18 protein-coding genes and 2 pseudogenes are annotated in these 18,566 nt (G+C 60.8%); 16 read left to right on the top strand and 4 right to left on the bottom strand.

Annotated features, from left to right (window positions below; translation table 11 throughout):
- Positions 1–74 precede the first annotated feature (74 nt).
- The 6 genes from VE23_RS13405 (at position 75) to VE23_RS13380 (ending at position 6,005) form a co-directional block, all read left to right on the top strand.
- Complete coding sequence (locus tag VE23_RS13405; protein WP_049868254.1) at positions 75–1,037, top strand: DUF4430 domain-containing protein; 963 nt, start codon at positions 75–77, stop codon at positions 1,035–1,037.
- Positions 1,030–1,923, top strand: coding sequence for an energy-coupling factor transporter transmembrane component T (locus VE23_RS13400; RefSeq protein ID WP_048745003.1), 894 nt, complete (start codon positions 1,030–1,032; stop codon positions 1,921–1,923). The genes VE23_RS13405 and VE23_RS13400 overlap by 8 nt, the downstream gene beginning before the upstream one ends.
- A complete protein-coding gene (locus VE23_RS13395; protein WP_049868253.1) occupies positions 1,896–3,569 on the top strand; it encodes an ABC transporter ATP-binding protein in 1,674 nt (557 codons plus the stop codon). Before VE23_RS13400 ends, VE23_RS13395 begins: the two co-directional genes overlap by 28 nt.
- Positions 3,566–4,267, top strand: a complete 702-nt coding sequence (locus tag VE23_RS13390) for an ECF transporter S component (protein WP_049868252.1) — start codon at positions 3,566–3,568, stop codon at positions 4,265–4,267. Before VE23_RS13395 ends, VE23_RS13390 begins: the two co-directional genes overlap by 4 nt.
- A 195-nt stretch (positions 4,268–4,462) precedes the next feature.
- A complete protein-coding gene (locus VE23_RS13385; protein ID WP_021879675.1) occupies positions 4,463–4,981 on the top strand; it encodes an RNA polymerase sigma factor in 519 nt (172 codons plus the stop codon).
- Positions 4,953–6,005, top strand: a complete 1,053-nt coding sequence (locus tag VE23_RS13380) for an anti-sigma factor (RefSeq protein WP_049868251.1) — start codon at positions 4,953–4,955, stop codon at positions 6,003–6,005. Before VE23_RS13385 ends, VE23_RS13380 begins: the two co-directional genes overlap by 29 nt.
- 129 nt (positions 6,006–6,134) lie before the next feature.
- On the opposite strand, the gene VE23_RS26515 is transcribed toward VE23_RS13380, so the two are convergent.
- Positions 6,135–6,308, bottom strand: a complete 174-nt coding sequence (locus tag VE23_RS26515) for a hypothetical protein (RefSeq protein ID WP_157053957.1) — start codon at positions 6,306–6,308, stop codon at positions 6,135–6,137.
- Positions 6,309–6,322: 14 nt separating this feature from the next.
- Entirely contained in the window at positions 6,323–6,700 is a 378-nt protein-coding gene (locus VE23_RS13375) for a DUF948 domain-containing protein (protein WP_021879678.1), read from the bottom strand.
- Between the two features lie 344 nt (positions 6,701–7,044).
- Here VE23_RS13375 and VE23_RS13370 point away from each other — a divergent pair, with 344 nt between their 5' ends.
- Positions 7,045–7,611, top strand: a complete 567-nt coding sequence (locus VE23_RS13370; protein WP_049868250.1) for a uridine kinase family protein — start codon at positions 7,045–7,047, stop codon at positions 7,609–7,611.
- A gap of 245 nt (positions 7,612–7,856) precedes the next feature.
- On the opposite strand, the gene VE23_RS13365 is transcribed toward VE23_RS13370, so the two are convergent.
- Both VE23_RS13365 and VE23_RS13355 read right to left on the bottom strand, forming a co-directional pair.
- Complete coding sequence (locus VE23_RS13365; protein WP_049868249.1) at positions 7,857–9,203, bottom strand: glutamate-1-semialdehyde 2,1-aminomutase; 1,347 nt, start codon at positions 9,201–9,203, stop codon at positions 7,857–7,859.
- Positions 9,204–9,577: 374 nt separating this feature from the next.
- Positions 9,578–10,651 (bottom strand): LCP family protein, encoded by a 1,074-nt coding sequence (locus VE23_RS13355; RefSeq protein ID WP_048744998.1) that lies wholly within the window; start codon positions 10,649–10,651, stop codon positions 9,578–9,580.
- 325 nt (positions 10,652–10,976) lie between these two features.
- Here VE23_RS13355 and VE23_RS13350 point away from each other — a divergent pair.
- The 9 genes and pseudogenes from VE23_RS13350 to VE23_RS27370 all read left to right on the top strand — a co-directional run.
- A pseudogene (locus VE23_RS13350) lies at positions 10,977–11,993 on the top strand (ABC transporter ATP-binding protein); the annotation flags it as partial.
- Between the two features lie 301 nt (positions 11,994–12,294).
- A complete protein-coding gene (locus VE23_RS13345) occupies positions 12,295–13,089 on the top strand; it encodes an ABC transporter permease (protein WP_048744997.1) in 795 nt (264 codons plus the stop codon).
- Between the two features lie 3 nt (positions 13,090–13,092).
- Positions 13,093–13,893: an ABC transporter permease gene (locus VE23_RS13340; protein WP_021879683.1), complete on the top strand. Its 801-nt coding sequence runs from the start codon at positions 13,093–13,095 to the stop codon at positions 13,891–13,893.
- Positions 13,894–13,983: 90 nt separating this feature from the next.
- A complete protein-coding gene (gene bcp / locus VE23_RS13335) occupies positions 13,984–14,466 on the top strand; it encodes a thioredoxin-dependent thiol peroxidase (RefSeq protein ID WP_048744996.1) in 483 nt (160 codons plus the stop codon).
- Between the two features lie 157 nt (positions 14,467–14,623).
- Positions 14,624–15,574: a glycerophosphodiester phosphodiesterase gene (locus VE23_RS13330; protein WP_021879685.1), complete on the top strand. Its 951-nt coding sequence runs from the start codon at positions 14,624–14,626 to the stop codon at positions 15,572–15,574.
- Positions 15,575–15,681: 107 nt separating this feature from the next.
- On the top strand, positions 15,682–17,355 hold the full coding sequence (locus VE23_RS13325; RefSeq protein WP_198156168.1) for a polysaccharide deacetylase: 1,674 nt from the start codon (positions 15,682–15,684) through the stop codon (positions 17,353–17,355).
- Positions 17,356–17,563: 208 nt separating this feature from the next.
- Positions 17,564–17,896: a hypothetical protein gene (locus VE23_RS26510; protein ID WP_157053956.1), complete on the top strand. Its 333-nt coding sequence runs from the start codon at positions 17,564–17,566 to the stop codon at positions 17,894–17,896.
- Between the two features lie 3 nt (positions 17,897–17,899).
- Positions 17,900–18,253, top strand: coding sequence for a hypothetical protein (locus VE23_RS13320; RefSeq protein ID WP_157053955.1), 354 nt, complete (start codon positions 17,900–17,902; stop codon positions 18,251–18,253).
- Between the two features lie 133 nt (positions 18,254–18,386).
- Positions 18,387–18,566 (top strand): annotated as a pseudogene (locus VE23_RS27370) (hypothetical protein); the annotation flags it as partial.

The raw sequence follows: 18,566 nt of genomic DNA, 5'->3' as shown, positions 1-18,566 counted from the left end.
TCTTTCACGTGAAAGATGTCTTTTTTGGCTTGTCCGCTCCGGGGAGGACGCGGGCATAGAGGAGGCTTCGGAACATGAACGGAAAAAACGGCTTGAATAAAGCTGTCGGAATTATCGCCGCGATAATGATTTTGGCAGGGACCGCATGGCTGTACGGTGCCGGACCGCTGGCGAAGCCGGCGGAGCGGCAGGAAGCCTCGCAGCCGGGAGCGTCCGCTGCCGGGATGAATTCGGAATCCGGCGCCGCTGGAGGACTTGCATCGCCGCAGGCGGAAGAGGGGCAGTTGCCGGCGGCCGGAAGCCCCATGCCGTCCCCGGCAGCAGCGGCAACGCCCTCCGCCGGTCCGGAGGGCTCGTCAGGAGCTGCCGGCGCCGGCGCAGCAGCCGCAGGAGCGGAAGCGTCTACGCCGCCGATCAAGGACGGTTCAGCGGGACAGGGAGGAGACGGTTCCCCGGCGCCGTCAGAGCCGCCTGATCCCCAGACGTCTGGCGGAACCGCAGCCGGCACGGCCAAGCCGCCGGTCTCTGGCGCAAATGCAGCCGGTACAGGCGCAACGAAGCCTCCCGCCGGTGAACCATCGTCTGCGCCCAAGCCTACAGCTCCCGCGGCATCGCCTGCGCCCAAGCCGAAGCCTTCCGCGCCGGCGGCCAAGCCGCCGCAGGCTCAGGCCGTCACGATATCGGTAACCGGCTCGGCCAAGACGGGCGTCATTCTCAAGGCGACCCGGGTCGAGGCCGAGGAAGGCGATACGGTGCTGGATGTGCTGAAGAAGGCCGCGCGGAGCCGGAAGATGGTCGTCGATTACAGCGGCAAGGGAGCGGCCGCCTATGTAAGCGGAATCGGCAATCTGTATGAATTCGACGAGGGAGCGGGCAGCGGCTGGCTGTTCAGCGTGAACGGCACCTTCTCCAGCCGCAGCGCCGGCGCGTCGAAGATCAAGCCGGGCGACGAGATCCGCTGGGTGTACACGACCGATTACGGCAAGGATGTCGGAGCCTCGGAGGGCGACGGCGGCGGGAAGGGCTCCGATGAGTAGAGGACTTGGGTTCAACGGCCTCCATCCCGCCGTAGGCATGCTTTATTTTCTGGTGCTGCTCGTCTCCTGCATGATGTTCACCGATCCCGTCATGTCGGGATTGACGCTGCTGGCGCTCGTCGCGCTCCATCTGAGTCTCGACGGAGGAAGGACGATGCGGCGCGGCTTGAAGCTGTATGCCGTTCTGGCTTTATTCATCTTCATAACCAATCCGCTGTTCTCCAGCAGGGGAGCGACGATCCTGTTCTACTTCCGCGACCGGCCGGTCACGCAGGAATCCGTCGTCTACGGGGCCTTGTTCGCCCTCTCCCTGGTCAATGTCCTGCTCGCCTTCGCTGCGTACAGCCTGGTCATCACCTCGGATAAATTCCTGCTGCTGGCCGCTCCGATCGCGCCCCAAACGGCGTTCGCCATCACCGTGACGCTGCGCTTCATTCCGCTGCTGACGCGCAGGCTGAAGCAGATCATGACGGTTCAGCGGGCATTCGGCTACATCTACCCCGGCATGCGCAAGAAGCTGCTCATGCGGGAAGGGATGGAGACGATGCACACCCTCGTCGCCTGGTCGCTGGAGGAGTCGATGCAATCCGCCGCTTCGATGCGCTCGCGCGGCTACGGGAGCGGCAAGCGGAGCAGCGCCGTCCGGTACCGGATGGAAGCGAGGGATTGGGCCTGCCTATGGCTGATCGTGCTCCTTGGGAGCCAGATCGTCATCGGACGGCTGTACGGCGTCCACGACTACGAAGTGTTTCCCAGGCTTCAGCCGCTGGACGGATCGCTCTCGGCATGGGTCCATTTGGGCTGTTATGCGGTCTTTCTGGCGATTCCGCCGGTTATGAACGGAAAGGAGCGTCTGCATTGGCGCATTATCAGATCCAGAATGTAAGCTTCCGGTATGCGGGCTCCGACGCCCCGATATTGGACGGTATTTCAGTCGATATCGACGATGGCGATTTCGTCCTCCTATGCGGCCCGTCCGGCTGCGGCAAGACGACGCTGCTGCGCCAGCTGAAAAACGAGGTGCGGCCGGCCGGCAAGCGGGAAGGAAGCATCCGTTATGACGGAGCCTCGATCGAGGAGCTGCCGGCGCGGAGGTCTGTGGAAGAGATCGGCATGGTGTTCCAGCATCCCGACAGCCAGATCGTCATGAACACGGTCTGGCAGGAGCTTGTCTTCGCCATGGAGAATCTCGGCTATCCGTCCGACCAGATTCAGCGCCGGATCGGCGAGCTCGTGCCGTTCTTCGGCATGGAGGAATGGCTGCATCGGCAAGTCCATGAGCTGTCAGGCGGCCAGAAGCAGCTGCTCAGCCTGGCATCGGTCATGTCGCTGCGTCCGAAGGCGCTGCTGCTCGACGAGCCGACAGCGCAGCTGGATCCCATCGCGGCGAGGGAATTCATCGGTCTGCTGGCCCGCATCAACGAAGAAATGTCGATTACGGTCATCATCAGCGAGCATCGGCTCGAGGATCTGTTCCCGCTCGTCACGAAGGCTCTCGTCCTGAGGGAAGGACGCATCGCCTACGCGGGCTCTCCCAGCGAGGCCGCCCGGCAGATCGGCCGTTCCGGCAGCAGGGACGATGCGGCCTTCCTGCCTTCGGCGACCCGGCTCTATTTGCAGGGCGGAGGATTCGGAGAAGAAGGAGCGGTGCCGCTGACGGTCAGGGACGGCAAGCGATGGCTGCAGGCGCGGACAGGCAAGCTTAACGGGGCTGACGGTCAGCATGGCGAAACGTTCATGGCGGAAGGAAAGCCGGCATCGGCTGCCGCGCCGCCCGGCAAGCCGCTGCTGACGGGCAAAGGACTTTATTTCGCTTATGAGAAGGATGCCCCCATGGTGCTCGGAGGGCTTGATCTGGACATTCGCGAAGGCGAGCTGTTCGCCCTGTTCGGCAGCAACGGCAGCGGCAAGTCGACGCTGCTGCAGGTCATCGCGGGGGCGATCAAGCCGCTGCGGGGCAGCCTGTTCCTGGAAGGCGTGAGCCTGCTCAAGAAACGCCGCGCGGGCTCGGTCGGCTATGTCGCTCAAAATCCGCTGCTGTACTTCACGCGCGATACGGTCGGGGCGCAGCTGGACGACAGGCTGGAGCGGCTCGGCCTGGAAAAGCGGGAAAGCCGTCTCCAGGAGCTGCTGGAGCGGTTCGGGCTGGAGGGGCTGGAGTCCCGCCATCCGTTCGATCTCAGCGGCGGCCAGCAGCAGAAGCTGGCCCTGCTCATCGTGCTGCTCGGCAATCCGCGCCTGCTGCTGCTCGACGAGCCGACCAAAGGGCTGGATCCGCTCTTCAAGGGAAAGCTTGCCGAGCTGCTTGCCGATCTTCGGAGGCGGGGGACGACCATTCTGATGGTCAGCCATGATGTCGAATTCGCCGCCTCCCATGCGGACCGCTGCGGACTGCTGTTCGACGGCCGCATGGCGGCGGCCGAGGATACCCGTTCCTTCATGCGGGAGAATTACTTCTATACGACTGCCGTGCAGCGGGCGGCCGGCAGCCTCTATCCGGAAGCCGTCGTCCTGGAGGACGTGCCGTTATGAGCGAATCTCTGCGCAAGGGACTGTACGTTCTCAGCTTCGGCGGAATCGCCGCGCTTCTCGTGCTCGTGCTGTGGAGGAGGGAGCTCTATCTGCCGCTCAGCCTCCTCATGATCGGGCTGGTCATGCTGCCGTTCTTCATCCGCTTCGAGCGCCGGCGGCTGCGGGCCGAGGAGCTGCTGCTGGTCGCCATGCTTGGAGCCATCGCTGCGGTGAGCCGCGTGCCGTTCGCGGCGCTGCCGAGCGTGCAGCCCGTTTCGTTCGTCGTCATCATGGCAGCGCTCGTTTTTGGAGCGGAGACGGGCTTCCTGGTCGGAAGCATCGCTGCGGTCGCCTCCAACCTGATGCTCGGCCAGGGCCCATGGACGCCGTGGCAGATGTTCAGCTGGGGCATGATCGGCTTCACAGCGGGACTGCTGAGGCATACCCGCTTCATGGCAAGCCGCTGGGGCCGCGCGGCGTTCGGCTTCGGCTGGGGCTTTCTGTTCGGCTGGATCATGAATCTATGGTCCCTGCTCGGATTTTACGACCGGCTGAGCTGGCCGGCTTTCGCGTCGGTTTATGCGGCCAGCTTTTATTTCGATCTCGCCCATGCGCTCTCCAACGTGTTCTTTCTGACGCTGTTTTCCGGCATCTGGCTGAACATATTGGGCCGGGTGAAGCAAAAGTACGGCCTGCTGGAAAACGGACGGGCCGGATAACTTGGAGCCGGAAGCATGAATCTCCGGTCTTATTCAATTCCTTCGATAAGAAGCCCGAGGCGCAAGGCAGCCAAGCTGCCCTGCGCCTTTTGCCTTTTCCTTTGCCGCCGCCAAGGAAGAAAAAATGCCGGACCGAAGGCGGCGTTGTATACAAGCGGGCAGGGAGATCCGTTATAGGGCAAGGAAGGGAGGCGCATGGTGGAGCAGAGGATGCGCGAAGCGCTTAGCAGGAAGGCAAGGCAAATCCAAGGGTATTTGATCCGTCTTGGCGCCGAACGGACGCTCGCGGAGGATATCGTTCAGGAAACCGTCTACAAGGGACTTGTCCATATGGACGCCATCCATCCGGACAAGTTTTCAGCTTGGCTGTACAAGGTCGCCTTGAATCATTATTACGACATATGCCGCAGGCAGAAGCGCATTCTGGTTCCTTATGAGGAAAGCCCGGCGGATGATGCCGGAGGAGACCCGGAACTGAGCATGCTGCGGAAAGAAAAGCGGGAAGAGATCGAGCGCGTGCTGGACCGGCTGAATCCGGTTTATAAGCAGCTGCTGATCATGAAGTATGAGCTGGACCTGAGCTACCAGGAAATCGCGGGTCTGCTCGGCATTCGAGCGGAGAAGGTGAAAACCTATCTGTTCCGGGCGCGAAAGCAATTCCAAAAGGGTTACGGAGGGATGAACGATGACGGAGGAAAAGAAGAACGATCGTGAAATGGAGTCTGACCACGGCGGGATGGGGCAGGAGAATGACGGATGGAGAGCGGATGGAGACCTTTCAGGACTTGTGCGCAAGGCGAAAAGGAAATCGCTGCTTCGCAGCGCGGTCATCTCCGCCTCTGCCGCTGTCCTCGTACTGGGGGGAGCGCTCATTGCCAATCTGCAGCTGCTTTACAAGAGCTCGGATAACGCGCTGCGCGATATTTCCCTGTTCAAGCAGATCAGCGGACCGAACTCGTACGAAGGGGGCTACCGGGTGGATTTCGGCCTGCTTACAGGGAAGCTGGACATCCAGACCTACAAGCTGATCGAGGGCGTGCCGGTCGTCCAAGGCGCCGAGCCCTATGAATACAATGTACTCGGCCATTTCTCCAAGCCGGCGGGAGGATACAATCTGGGCCTGCCGGATGCATTCATGAAGGAAGAGAAGCTGGACTACATGCGTCCTTACAATCCGAATACGGGTGAGCGCGAGATGCTCTTCTATCTCCCTGACATTTCCTACCCGCGGACGCTGAACGAGCTCCCTCAGCTGGAGGCCATGGATCCGGACAAACTGGTCGAGCTTGCCGTTTCATTCGACAAAGCCTACACGGTCAAGGAAATCGGGGCCATGCTGCCTCCCGATGCCCATCCCGTATGGTATTGGGTGGACACCTACTCCAACCGCTACCCGTATGAAGCGAAAAAAATGCCGGATGGGAGCTCGGTCAGCCCGTTTCCGGACAGCGAAGCGGGCGTGTATGGCTTTGGCATGCACCCCGATACCGCGACGAATACGGCGGCAGAAGAGGATTTCCTGAAGCTGATTCAAGCCGGTCTCAGCCAGAAGGGGAAGTATGAGGGCGAGTACAAGCGGATTTACGATTATTTGCGCAAGGACAAGCCTGCTCCCCTGACGAGCGATGTGCGCATTTGGGGTGTAGTCGTGACGGGCACGGCAGAGAATCTCAAGGCGCTGAACGGAAAGCCTTATTTGAAAGCTGCCGTATTCGGGGCGATTGCGGACCGGTATTAGGCGGGCGTATAGTCATTTGCCCCATCCTTTTCCAGTCAGCCGCCGCAGGGCAAAAAGGTCTGGGACGACAGCGTCCCAGACCTTTTGCTGTATGCCAGTGAACGATTAAAGGCATAGATGTTCTGCCTGCTAAAACGAATAGTTGATGGAGTGGAGAAACCAGTTCAAGGTGATGATGGCTACCGCGAGATGGAGCAGGATGGGAAGCCAGGCTTTGCGCGGCAGCTGCAGATCCTGGACGAGGCTGATGACGGCCCAGATGAATATGACCAGATAGGACAGCTGAATTAGAAGCGTGGGCATACCGGATCTCCCCTTTACTTCAAGTTGATTTGAATCGCTTTTTTCTTCGGCGCTTCCGTCTCCGGCGCGGGGTGGAGCACGTCCCCGATTGCGGCGGCTGCTTGCTTGACGGTTCTCGTTACGCTGTGAAGCGCTTCTCCGACGTCATGCGCGGATTCGAAGATCGGTTCTACCGTACGGATTTTGCCTTTGACGTCGGCCGTGATCAGGTTGGCGGTATGAATCAGCTTCTTGGATTCGTCGGTCAGCCCGTGAATGGCGTTGCGGACTTCCGAGAGGGTGCGGTTGGTCTCGCCGAGAGTGCTCATGCCTTTATTGAGAATGCGGATGACGAAGAACACCAGAACGACGAAAGCGGCGGCGCTGGCCGCTATGCTCAGCGGTATGATCATGTCTCCTCCTCCTTACTAGGTAACCTATGTGCAAGCCCGGCAGATATGCCTCTCCCTTGATATCCCGGCTGCTCCCTCACGTTGCAGGAACGAGCGCAGACAGGCTTTTTGCGCCGCTTGCGGAAGCTCTATTCTTCGCAGCTATGCTGGCTTGGATGGGGAAAGACGAGGCTGAGCATTCTTGGTTTCCTGACGTATTATCTTCTGCCGGCGGAGAGCTGGGTAGGACTGCAGGGGCGGAATGTAGAATGGAATGAATTAGTCGACGGAAAGAGCAGGCGGGGACAGGATGAGCAAAGACAAGATGGATGCGGGTCACAGTGCAATCGGCAGGAGGAGAGAGCATGGCATTATGCGTTGGCATCGCGGGAGGTACAGGCAGCGGGAAAACGACCTTGAGCCGTTATTTGGCGGAAAATCTAGCGGAGTTCCGCGTCCGGGTGATTCCTATGGACAAGTTCTACAGGGATCAGCGCCCCCGGACGATCGCCCCGCTCAGCGGCCAAGAGTATGAGGACTTCAACCATCCGGACGCTCTGGATCTGGACGCGGTCGGACGGGAGCTTCGGGAGGCGCTGGAGGAAGAAGACATCGTCCTGATCGAGGGATTCTTGCTGTTTGCCGTCAAGGAATTGGCGGACATGCTGGAGTATAAAGTTTTTGTCGATTGTCCTTCCGACGAGCGGCTGGCCCGCAGGCTCGGCAAGTTCAAGAGCGGCAAATACACGCAGGAGGAAACGGTCAGGGAGTATCTGGAGCTGGTGCGGCCGCGGCATGACCGCTACGTGGAGCCGACCCGCTGGCAAGCGGATCTCGTGCTCAACGGCTCTCTTCCATCCGCGAAAGGCGGAGAGATGCTGCTGGAATGGATCCGGTTCAAAGCTTCTATGCCGATGCCGCGTTGCATTTGAGCCTGAAGCAGGGTTTAAGACTCCAAACAAGCCTTATGGGCGCTTTGGGGAAGCTTGTCTAGCCGGACCGGAGCTTTAAGCATTCTCTCGACACGAGACTCGGCAGACTGCGCTGGGTCCGGTTCGGTAAGCACACTATGCAGCACCCTAGAACAAATAAACGATCTCCACATAAAAAGAGCGGTCCCAGAAGTCAAAAAACGACTTCCGGAGACCGCTCTTTTTTGGCAGCTATGCTTGGACTTCTAGCTGGACATGGCTGCAAACGATTCTGCCGCCATCTCCAGAGTCCAGGCGATGTCGGCTTCCGCATGCGCCGTCGTCAGGAACCAGGCTTCGTACTTGGATGGCGCGAGGCAGATGCCGCGCTCCAGCATGAGGCGGAAGAAGCGGGCAAACTGCTCGCCGTCCGTATCCTGCGCCTGGTCGTAATTGGTGACCGGATGGTCGCAGAAGTGGGTGGAGAAAGCGCCGCGGATCCGGTTGACCGTCAGCGGAATGCCGTGGCGGGCCGCAAGATCGGCCAGTCCGTCCGCCAGTCCTGCGGCGAGGCGGTCCATGCGCTCATAGACGCCGGGCTCCTGCAGAACCTCCAGGCAGGCGATGCCGGAGGCGATGGAGGCCGGATTGCCGGCCATCGTGCCCGCCTGATAGGCGGGGCCGAGCGGAGCGACCTGCTCCATGATGATTTTGCGGCCGCCGTAGGCGCCGATCGGCAGCCCGCCGCCGATGATTTTGCCCAGCGCGGTCAGATCCGGCTCGATGGCGGCGTGATCCGGGAATGCGGCGAACGTCTGGGCGCTGCCGTAGTGGAAGCGGAACGCCGTAATGACCTCGTCATAGATAACGAGAGCTCCGGCTTCGCGCGTCAAGCGGCACAGCTCCTCAAGGAAGCCGGGCTCTGGCATGACCATGCCGAAGTTGCCTACGATCGGCTCCACCATGACGGCGGCCGTTTCGCCGCCCCAACGCTCCAAAGCCGCCTTCAGCGCCGGAATATCGTTGAACGGCACCGTGATGACTTCGCTGGCGATGCTCTGCGGAATGCCCGCGCTGTCCGGAATGCCGAGCGTGGACGGGCCGGAGCCGGCGGCGACGAGCACGAGATCGGAGTGGCCGTGGTAACAGCCGGCGAACTTGATGATCTTGTTGCGGCCGGTGTATGCCCGGGCGACGCGGATCGTCGTCATGACGGCCTCTGTGCCGGAATTGACGAAGCGGACCTTGTCCATGGACGGAATGGCGTCTTTCAGCATGCGCGCCAGCTTGATCTCAAGCTCCGTCGGCGTGCCGTAGAGCGTGCCGTTGGCCGCTGCCCGGCTGATCGCTTCCGTAAGATGCGGATGGGCGTGTCCTGTAATGATCGGACCATAAGCACACAGGTAATCGATATATTTATTGCCGTCGACATCCCAGAAATAAGGGCCTTCGGCACGCTTCATGAACACGGGAGCGCCGCCGCCGACCGCCTTGAAGGAGCGGCTCGGACTGTTGACGCCGCCGACGATATGCTGGAGAGCTTCGCCGTACAGCTCCTCGGAGCGCGCGCGGGAAGAGCCGGGGACGGCGAAGGGATCGGTTGAAAGGGACATGATAGGCCTCCTGGAAAGTAAGGGTTGGAATGGAGTGATAAGGGCGGCTCGGCAATTCGGAAATATCGGCCAGAGCCGCGAAAGAATGGCGGAAAGCGGGCTGCAGGCATTGGCCGGCAGGAAGCATTCGGATCCAGCCGGGGAGCCGCCTGCCGCGCAGCCGTCAAGAAAGGAGGGCAAGACGCATCCTCGGGGGATGGTCCTGCCCTAATGGGTCCAGGCTTCAGTTCAGACGGTCGGTCGGAGATAGCCTGCTTGCAGGCAAAGGTTGATTGAGCCTTGCAGGAAAGGATGATTCAGCTTTGCAGGAAAGGTTGGTTCAGCCTTGCAGGTTAAAGGCAATCCAGGCCGGCTGCCAGCCGCAAACTTCGCGGCTACGGACTGCCTGTCCCGGCATTCGAAGCATTGTCCGCGCCGGCATTCGAAGCAGGATCCGGCTGGGAATCATCCTCCGTCAATACCTCCTGCACATAGTCGCGCAGCTTGGCTTCGTTGCGGACGGTGAGCACGGATGCGCCGCCGATCTTCTCGTCGGCCAGCAGATCGCTCGGCGGCAGCTGGGCGGTGCCCGCATTGCGGAGGCCGAAGCCGAGCTGGCCGAGCTTGAACATGTCGTCCGACGACAGATTCGTTTCGACATACGGGCTGACGCTGCGGATGATCGAGCTCAGCTTGGTGATGTTGCCGAGATCCTGCATCTTGACGGCGACCGCGCTGAGGAACTTGCGCTGGCGCTCGGTGCGGGTGAAGTCGCTCGTCGCATCGTGGCGGAACCGGACATATTGGAGCGCCTGGTCGCCGTTCAGATGCTGGTAGCCCTTCTGCAGGTCGATGTCGTAGCGGTTGCCGTCGGCGTTGTCGGTGTATTTCATCCTCTTCTCGACATCGATGTCGATGCCGCCGATGGCGTCGACAAGCGACTTGAAGCCTTCGAATTCCGTATAGATGTAATACTGGATCTCCAGCCCTGTCAGCTCGCTGATCATCTGCATCGACAGCTTGTAGCCGCCCTGCACGATCGCTTCGTTGGCGCGGCCCTTGCCGTGGCCGGGAATGCTGACGTACGTGTCGCGAAGCAGGGAGAAGAGATGGGCTTTCTTGGTGACGGGATCGATCGACAGCACCATCATGGAATCGGAGCGGGCCGGTTCATTCGGGCTCTTGTTTTCGCGTCCGTCCCCGCCCATGAACAGGATGTTCACGCGCTCCTTGCCTTCCCACTCGGGAGGCTGCTCCAGAGAGGCATTGTTCTCGAACTGGGTGAATTTGGACTTGTCCGGCGGCTTCTGGAGCTCATCCAGCGCTCTGACATTGTCGACAATATAATAGGCTATGGCAGCGGCCATAATAAGCAGGACGCTGAAGAGCACCCATAACCAAGTCCGGCGCTTTCGTTTTGGCGGCTTCGGCTTGGATGAGCCCTGCTGCCGACTTTTTCTGCTTTCCATTCGGCGGTGTAACTCCCTTCGCATGTTGAGGCTGAAATGGATTCTAACGGAACAAATCGGCAGAAAAGTCGGGATATTGAACCCCGAGGCGGCAATTGGAGCCTGTCCGACACGTTGGAGCAAGGCGGCCATGCAGCCGGCCGCCGGGTTATGGGCTCTGCTGGCCGATCCTGGGGAATGCTGTCCGGCTTGCTTCCCCTGGCTGTCGTAACATATCATAAAATTATAAATCCGGGGTCGGTTGGACGCAAGTTTTAACCGCGGGAGAGGAAATCACTCCCAATTTCCCGGGAAATGTCGAGTCGCCTTACGAGAGGAGCTACGCATGAGCAAGAAGCCGGCTATAGAGGTGCGGGATCTGCGCAAGGAATTCCGCGTGCAGAAAAACCGCGAGGGGCTGTCCGGGGCCCTCAAGGATCTATTCAAACGCGAATACCGCGAGGTAGCCGCCGTGAAGGACATCTCCTTCGAGATTCCCCAAGGGGAAATCTGCGGATATATCGGAGAGAACGGGGCTGGGAAATCGACCACGATCAAGATGCTGACCGGCATCCTCGTGCCGACATCCGGCCATTTGAGGGTCAACGGCTACGTGCCGCATAAGGACAGAGAGAAGTTTGTCGGAGGGATCGGCGTCGTGTTCGGCCAAAGATCCCAGCTATGGTGGGACATCGGCGTCGTCGAGTCGTTCCAGCTGCTGCGCAAGGTGTACCGGGTGCCGGAAGCGGACTACCGCAAGCGGCTGGATGAGCTGGTGGAGCGGCTGCAACTGGGCGAGCTGCTGAACCGTCCCGTGCGCAAGCTGAGCCTCGGCCAGCGGATGCGCTGCGAGATCGTCGCCAGCCTGCTGCATAATCCGTCCATCCTGTTCTTGGACGAGCCTACGATCGGGCTTGATATCGTCGTCAAGACGGAAATCCGGGATTTCCTGAAAACGATGAATCGCGAACATGGCACGACCATTCTGCTTACGACCCATGATCTTCAGGATATCGAAGCGCTCTGTTCCAGAGTCATCATGCTGGACGACGGGCGCATTATTTATGACGGCGGCCTGGAAGAGCTGAAGAGCCGCTGGAGCCGCGGGCGCGAGATCGTGTTCCAGTTCGCTTCCCGGGTGCAGGCGGACCGTCTGAGGGCGCTGACCTCCGGCCTGGAAGGCGTGGAGTGGAGGCTGGACAACGATGTGACGGCCGCAATGTGGCTGCCGCATGAGGTCAACGTGTCCGAAGCGCTCGCCCGAGTCGTCGGCGACGCGGGCCTGGAAATCCGCGACATGAAGATCATCGAGACGAATACCGACGAGATCGTGCGCGAAATCTACCAGTCCGGCGATGCCCAGTCTCCGGGCAAGGCGAGGGCGGCGGAGCTTGCCGGAGAAACACCGGACGATTCCGGCCGGGATGACGAAGGACGCTCGATGCATGCGCCGGCCGCCGCGGATAGCGTGAATGCGGAAGCCTTGGGCGGAGGATCGCCGTCCATGCAACTGGAGGAGGCATCCGCCTCCGCGGCCGGACCTCTGCAGCCGGCGGGGCGGGACGCCCTGGATCCGGACGACCGGGACGGCGGGGACGCCTTGGGCGATGCCGATGCCGGAACGCCTGTCCTCGCAGGGGCGAAAGGGAAGGGGCCGGTGAACCGTGGCTAGCGCCTATCTGGACCTGATCCGGATCCGCTTCCTGATGATGCTCGCTTACCGCGTTAACTATTACAGCGGCATCATTATTTATGCGATTAACATCGGGGCCTACTACTTCCTGTGGGGGGCCATCTACGGGGCGCAGGAAACGCTGGGCGGATTCACGGTCAGCCAAATGACCACCTACGTCGCCGTATCCTGGATGGCCCGGGCCTTTTATTTCAATAATCTGGACCGGGAGATCGGCAACGAAATCCGCGACGGCAGCGTGGCGATCCAGATGATCCGGCCCTACAACTACCTGGTCGTCAAGATGATGCAGGGGTTCGGGGAAGGCATCTTCCGCTTCCTGCTGTTCATGATTCCCGGCATGGCTCTGGCCTGCCTGCTGTTCCCGGTGAAGCTTCCGTCCGATCCCGGCATCTGGGCGGTGTATCTGGTCATGCTGTTCTTCAGCTTCCTGATCAACTCGCAGATCAACATCCTGACCGGCCTGGCGGCGTTCTTCGTCGAAAGCAGCGAAGGCATGATGCGGCTGAAGAGGGTGGCGGTCGATCTGTTCTCGGGCGTCATCGTCCCGATCAGCTTTTTTCCCGGCTGGCTGGAGGGCGCCATGAGATGGCTGCCTTTCCAGGCGATCACCTATCTGCCCAGCTCGGTGTTCACGGGCAGGACTCCCGCCGGCGAGATCGGCGGCGTCCTGGGCCTGCAGCTGCTCTGGTTTCTCATTCTGCTGCTGCCGATCGCGCTCGTATGGCGTTCAGCGCGAACCCGGCTGTTCGTACAGGGGGGCTGAGCGATGAAGCTGCGTTTCTATTTGTCGCTGCTGATGGACTACTTCAAAAACTACGCCAAAACAAAGCTGACGTACCGGGCCGACTTCTGGATCGAGGTGCTGTCGGATCTCAGCTTCCAGGCGGCCAACCTCATCTTCATCCTGGTCGTCTTCCAGCATACGCCGACGCTCGGCGGCTGGAGCGAGGCGGAAGTCATTTTCGTCTACGGGTTTTTCATGGTGCCGTTCGGCATCTTCGGAACGTTCTTCAATCTGTGGAATTTCAGCGACCGCTACATTACCAAGGGCGAGATGGACCGGGTGCTGACCCGCCCCGCCCACAACTGGTTCCAGGTGACGCTGGAGAATATGGATCCGCCTTCGCTCATCGGTTCCCTGGCGGGCATCGCCATCATGGTCTCCTGCTGGCTGAAGCTGGGCTTGCCCCTGGAGTGGTGGGACATTCCCGTCATGATTGTGCTTGTGCTCGGGGCGGTGCTCGTGTATGGAGGCATCTATACGGCCTTGACGGCCATCTCGTTCTACTCGGATGCGCCGACCGGTATTCTGCCGCTGATGTTCAATATCCAGAACTACGGACGCTATCCTGTCAATATCTACAATAAAGTCATCCGCTTTCTGCTCACCTGGCTCATCCCTTTCGCCTTCGTGGGCGTCATCCCGGCTTCGTATTTCCTCGGAGATCATGGAGACGGATTGTCGCAGCTCGCGCTGCTGACGCCGGTTGTCGGCATCGTCTTCATGACGATCGGCATGGCCGTATGGAACCACGGGGTCAAGAGATACCGGGGCGCAGGCTCGTAGCCTTGAGAGCCGCCTTGCATGAGGCGGCAGGCTGCCGCAACGGAACGGATGTCACGCAAAGGGACGAGAGTCCGCCAAGGAGGAACCATCATGTCAGCCACGCTAGCGCCGGGACAGCCGGCGCCTGATTTCACGCTGCCCGCTGCGGGAGGAGAGCAGGAGACCGTCACCCTGAGCCAATACCGCGGACGAAAGGTCATTCTGTATTTCTATCCCAAGGATCTGACTTCGAGCTGCACGCAGGAGGCTTGCGATTTCCGCGACGCCTGGCCGGATTTTGACGGCCAGAGAGCCGTCATTCTCGGCATCAGTCCGGATCCCGTCAAGTCCCATCACCGATTCCGGGACAAGCACGGGCTCCCGTTCCCGCTGCTGTCGGATCCGGAGCATGCCGCCTGCGAAGCCTATGGCGTCTGGCAGCTCAAGAAGCTGTACGGCCGGGAATATATGGGCGTGGTCCGGTCGACCTTCCTCATCGACGAGGAAGGCCGTCTCGTCAAGGAATGGCGGGGCGTCAAGGTGAAGGGACACGCCGCCGACGTGCTGGCAAGCCTTGCGCCGGATCCCGGCTGAAGGGAATGAATTCCCGGAGCTTCGGCTCTTGAACATCTATAAGGCCGCGTTTGCGGGCAGATCTCGTCTGCCGCAAACGCGGCTTTTGTGCTGCAGTGGTAAATAACTCCTTTTTGGGACATAGTAGACATAAAGGGAACTCCAAGGGGGATAAGGCATGAGGAGCGGATGGAAGAGAATCGGGCCGGGTGCGGCAAAAATGGGGATCGGCCTCTGCGCGGCGCTGCTTCTCTTGCAAGCGCTGCCTGCGCGCGCAGACGCCTTCAAAGCGAAGGTGCCGGTCCGGACAGCTTCAGCCGAGGCCCCGGCCCGCCCGCTCATTCTCGCGCACAGGGGAGCTTCGGCTTATGCGCCGGAGAACACGCTGGCGGCTTTCGATCTGGCTGTCCGCCAGGGAGCCGATTATATCGAGCTGGATGTCCAGCTGTCCGCAGACGGAATCCCGTTTGTGCTCCACGACGAAAACCTGGAACGGACGACCGGCGGCAAGGGAAGGGCCTCGCTCCGCACGGCGGATGAGCTGATGCGGCTTGACGCCGGAGCCTGGTTCTCTCCCCGCTTCGCCGGACAGCGGATTCCGCTGCTCGAGGATGTGCTGCTGCGTTATTACAACCGCATCGGCCTGCTCATCGAGCTGAAGGATGCCGATCGGCAGCCGGGCCTCGTGCAGGCGGTAGCGGAACTCATGAGACGCTGCGGCATCAACGGCGAAATCCGGCTGCAGGATGCGGTGAACGGCCCGCCCTGGAAGAAAGAGCCTGTCATGATCCAGTCGTTCCACATTCCCGCGCTCAAGCAGGTCCATGCCTTGCTGCCGTCGATCCCGCTGGGCGTGCTGATCTCGGAAGACAAGGAGCTGACTCCTGCAGCGCTGCACGCCATGGCGGAATGGGCCGATTATGCCAATATCCGCAAGCAGCTCGCCAAGCCGCTCAAGGTGAAGATGATCCACGACAGCGGCCTGCATACGTTCATCTGGACGGTGGACAGCAAGCGGCAGGCGCTCAAGGCGGCGGCGGCGGGGGCGGACGGCATCCTCACGGACGACCCGGAGGCTTTGGGGTCGTTCTGGTCGCAGAGAAGGCCGAAGCCGGGCTTGAAGAAGTAGCGGCAGCGGGCGGGAAATGGATGGGACAAGCTTGTCATAGAGCCGGACCCTCTCACATAGAATCTAGCAAAGAGGATTCGTTTTTCATAGAAAGGGTGCATCCATTCATGGGAAAAAGTACGCTTCGATTGATGGCAGCCGCTGCGGCGCTGCTGACAGGATTGACGGGATTCGGCAGCGAGTGGACTTCTCTCGCTCCAGGCAGGGCGCTGACAGCGGAACCGCCTGCAGCGATGGCCGCGGCTTCAGTACCGCCCGCTTCGGATGGAGCAGCCGCTCAAGCGGGCCAGGCGCTTCCGCCGGGAGCGGCCTCCGCTGCTGCGGGACAAGCCGGGTCCGGCAATTCAGGCGGAGCGGCCGCAGGATGGAACAGCATCGCCTTGTCCGGCATGACGGAGAAGCAGCTGATCGCGGCATTGGAGCGGGCTTCCGGCGCCGGACAGGACGGGGGGACAGCAGACGCGGCTCAGGCAGGCCAGGGTGATTCCGGCACGGCGCCTGAAGCGGACAAGGAAGCTACGGCAGAGGCTGGCGGAACGGCCGGGACGAGCGCCGCGGCTTCTGCTGCAGGCACGGGCAAGAGCGCAGCTCCGGAGCGTCCCGCCAAGCCGACCGTTTACCTGACCTTTGACGACGGGCCGAGCATCTACACGCCTCAAGTGCTGGATATATTGAAGAAAAATGGAATCAAGGCGACCTTCTTCATGGTCGGCCGCCATGTCGAGGAGCGTCCGGATCTGGTGCGCAAGGTCAAGGCGGCCGGCCATTCCATCGGCAACCATTCCTACGATCATGTCTACTCCGAGATTTACGGCAGCTTCGCCGGTTATGCGGAGCAGACGGTGCGGACGGAGAAAGCGCTGCTGGAAGCGGGAGTGGCGACGGATCTGGTGCGGGCTCCAGGGGGCACGTACAGCAACTTCGACTCGGGTTATTTCGAGGCGATGAAAAATGCGGGCTACAAGATGGTGGACTGGAATGTGGACAGCGGCGACTCCAAGCGGGCCGGAGTGCCGGCCAAGGAAATCGTCGCCGGCGCGACTTCGGCGCCGTTGAAGCATGAGATGACGATCCTGCTGCATGACGGCACCGGCCATGCCGAGTCGGTCAAAGCTCTTCCGGCCATTATCGCTTACTACAAAGACAAGGGCTACAGCTTCGCTGCCGTCACTCCTTCCGCCGAAGTTCCTTTGTTCCCGCTGGCAAAGCAGCTCAAATGGCAGCGGCCCGCGCCGCTTCCAGGCGAAGCGGCCGCCTTCGCGGCGGAGAGCGGCAAGCTGAGGGCGAGCCAGTCCTGGCTGGCCGCAGACGACGGGGACAAAATCTCGGTGCCGGCGATAGCTCCTGTCGGCCAGACGCAGCCGCACAGCCTTCCTGCAAATTCTGCCGGCAGCGGTAAAACGGAAAAGGGAAAGGCGTACGGCACTCTCGATGCGGATCTTCTCCTTCATACTCCGCTCGGAGATCTGAAGCTTGCTTACGGCGACTATTCGCTGCATGGAGACAAGCTGTCCGTACCGGTCCGCCGCGTCGTCGAAGGGCTCGGAGGCTCGGTGCAATGGGATTCCGCGTCAGGAACCGCCGCCATCACCGCCGGCAGCGGCGCAAGCGGCAGCCTGCAGCGGGAGCTCGTGTTCCAGCAGCCGGCCGGCACGCTGCGGGCGCCGCTGACCGACCTGCTGGAGCTGCTCGGACAGCGTGCCGTGCAGATGAGCAGCTCGGCCGGGCTTGTCGAGGTGTGGACGGACGTGGCTCTGGATTCCGGCAAGGCGGCCGCTTAAAGGATAGTGAAGAAGCCGGGCTGATAGCGGCGGCTTATAGCAGAGGCCGCAGCAGAGGGGAAAGCAAAGGTTGATTGCAAAGATGGATTGCAAAGGCTGATTGCAAAGATGACAGAGAGGGAAAGCAGATGCTGATTGCAAAGACGGATTGCAGATGCCGATAGAGGCTGATAAAAGAGGGGACATCAAGAGGCCGGAAGCAGAGGCCATGTGCAAAAGCAAATTGCAAATGCCATCGCAAAAACGATCGCAAAGCCATCGCAAAAACGATCGCCAATGCCATCGCAAAAACGATCGCAAAGCCATCGCAAAAACGATCGCCAATGCCATCGCAAAAACGATCGCAAAGCCATCGCAAAAACGATCGCCAATGCCATCGCAAAAACGATCGCAAAGCCATCGCAAAAACGATCGCCAATGCCATCGCAAAAACGATCGCAAAGCCATCATTAAAATCTCAAAAGCAAAGGCCAACCGGATTTCCGGTCGGCCTATTTGCCGTATTCCTTTCTTTTTCAAATCCGGCTGTGCATTGGGATGAAAAGTGCTTGAAAACGGATTGATGGAGAAGGCTCGTTCCATCCCCGATTGCAGCCGGGACCCTTCCGGGCCTTGCTCGGAGGCGGAAGGCAGCCATACGACGGCAAGCGGAAAAGCATCCCATGCGGAAGGGAGCGGCACGACCGCTGCCGGCAAGGCGGCCCATTCCTCGGGCTGCGGCACCCAGTCCATTGCGGACATCGCTCACGCGGAAACGGTCGGGAACGTGGCGAGCGGCTCGGCGACCCATGCCGAAAAAAGGCCAAGACCGGCGGCGGTCCCGGCTTTTTTTTGCATTTCGTTAGAACTCCAGCAACCGATAGAGCTCGGCGTCGGCCAGCCCGGTTCTGCAAGCTGAAGCTGAGAGGAAGAAAGAGGAGGGATCCGTTCTATTCCGCGATCCTGGGCTTCGGGGTCTATTTCTTCCTTGCGGTGGAGAGACTGATAGCATGAAAGATTCATAGAATCCGGAAAAAGCAGGAGGAATCGAAATGCTGAACAGGGAACCGCAGCCGCAGGAGACGCCCGGTCATCGTCCGAACGGGACGGAGGAGTGGCCGGAGCCGAAGCAGGCGCTCATCGCGCGCTTGGAGGCTCGCGCCGAGAGCGTGCTGCTGGGCAAAAGGGAGACGATCGGACTCGCTGCCGCGGCGATGCTGGCGGGGGGGCCA

The organism is Paenibacillus sp. D9, assembly GCF_001188365.1.
Taxonomy (GTDB): Bacteria; Bacillota; Bacilli; order Paenibacillales; family Paenibacillaceae; genus Paenibacillus_O; species Paenibacillus_O humicus.
The sequence above is the reverse complement of the archived record's forward strand: the minus strand, read 5'-3'. Positions and strand labels throughout refer to the sequence as shown.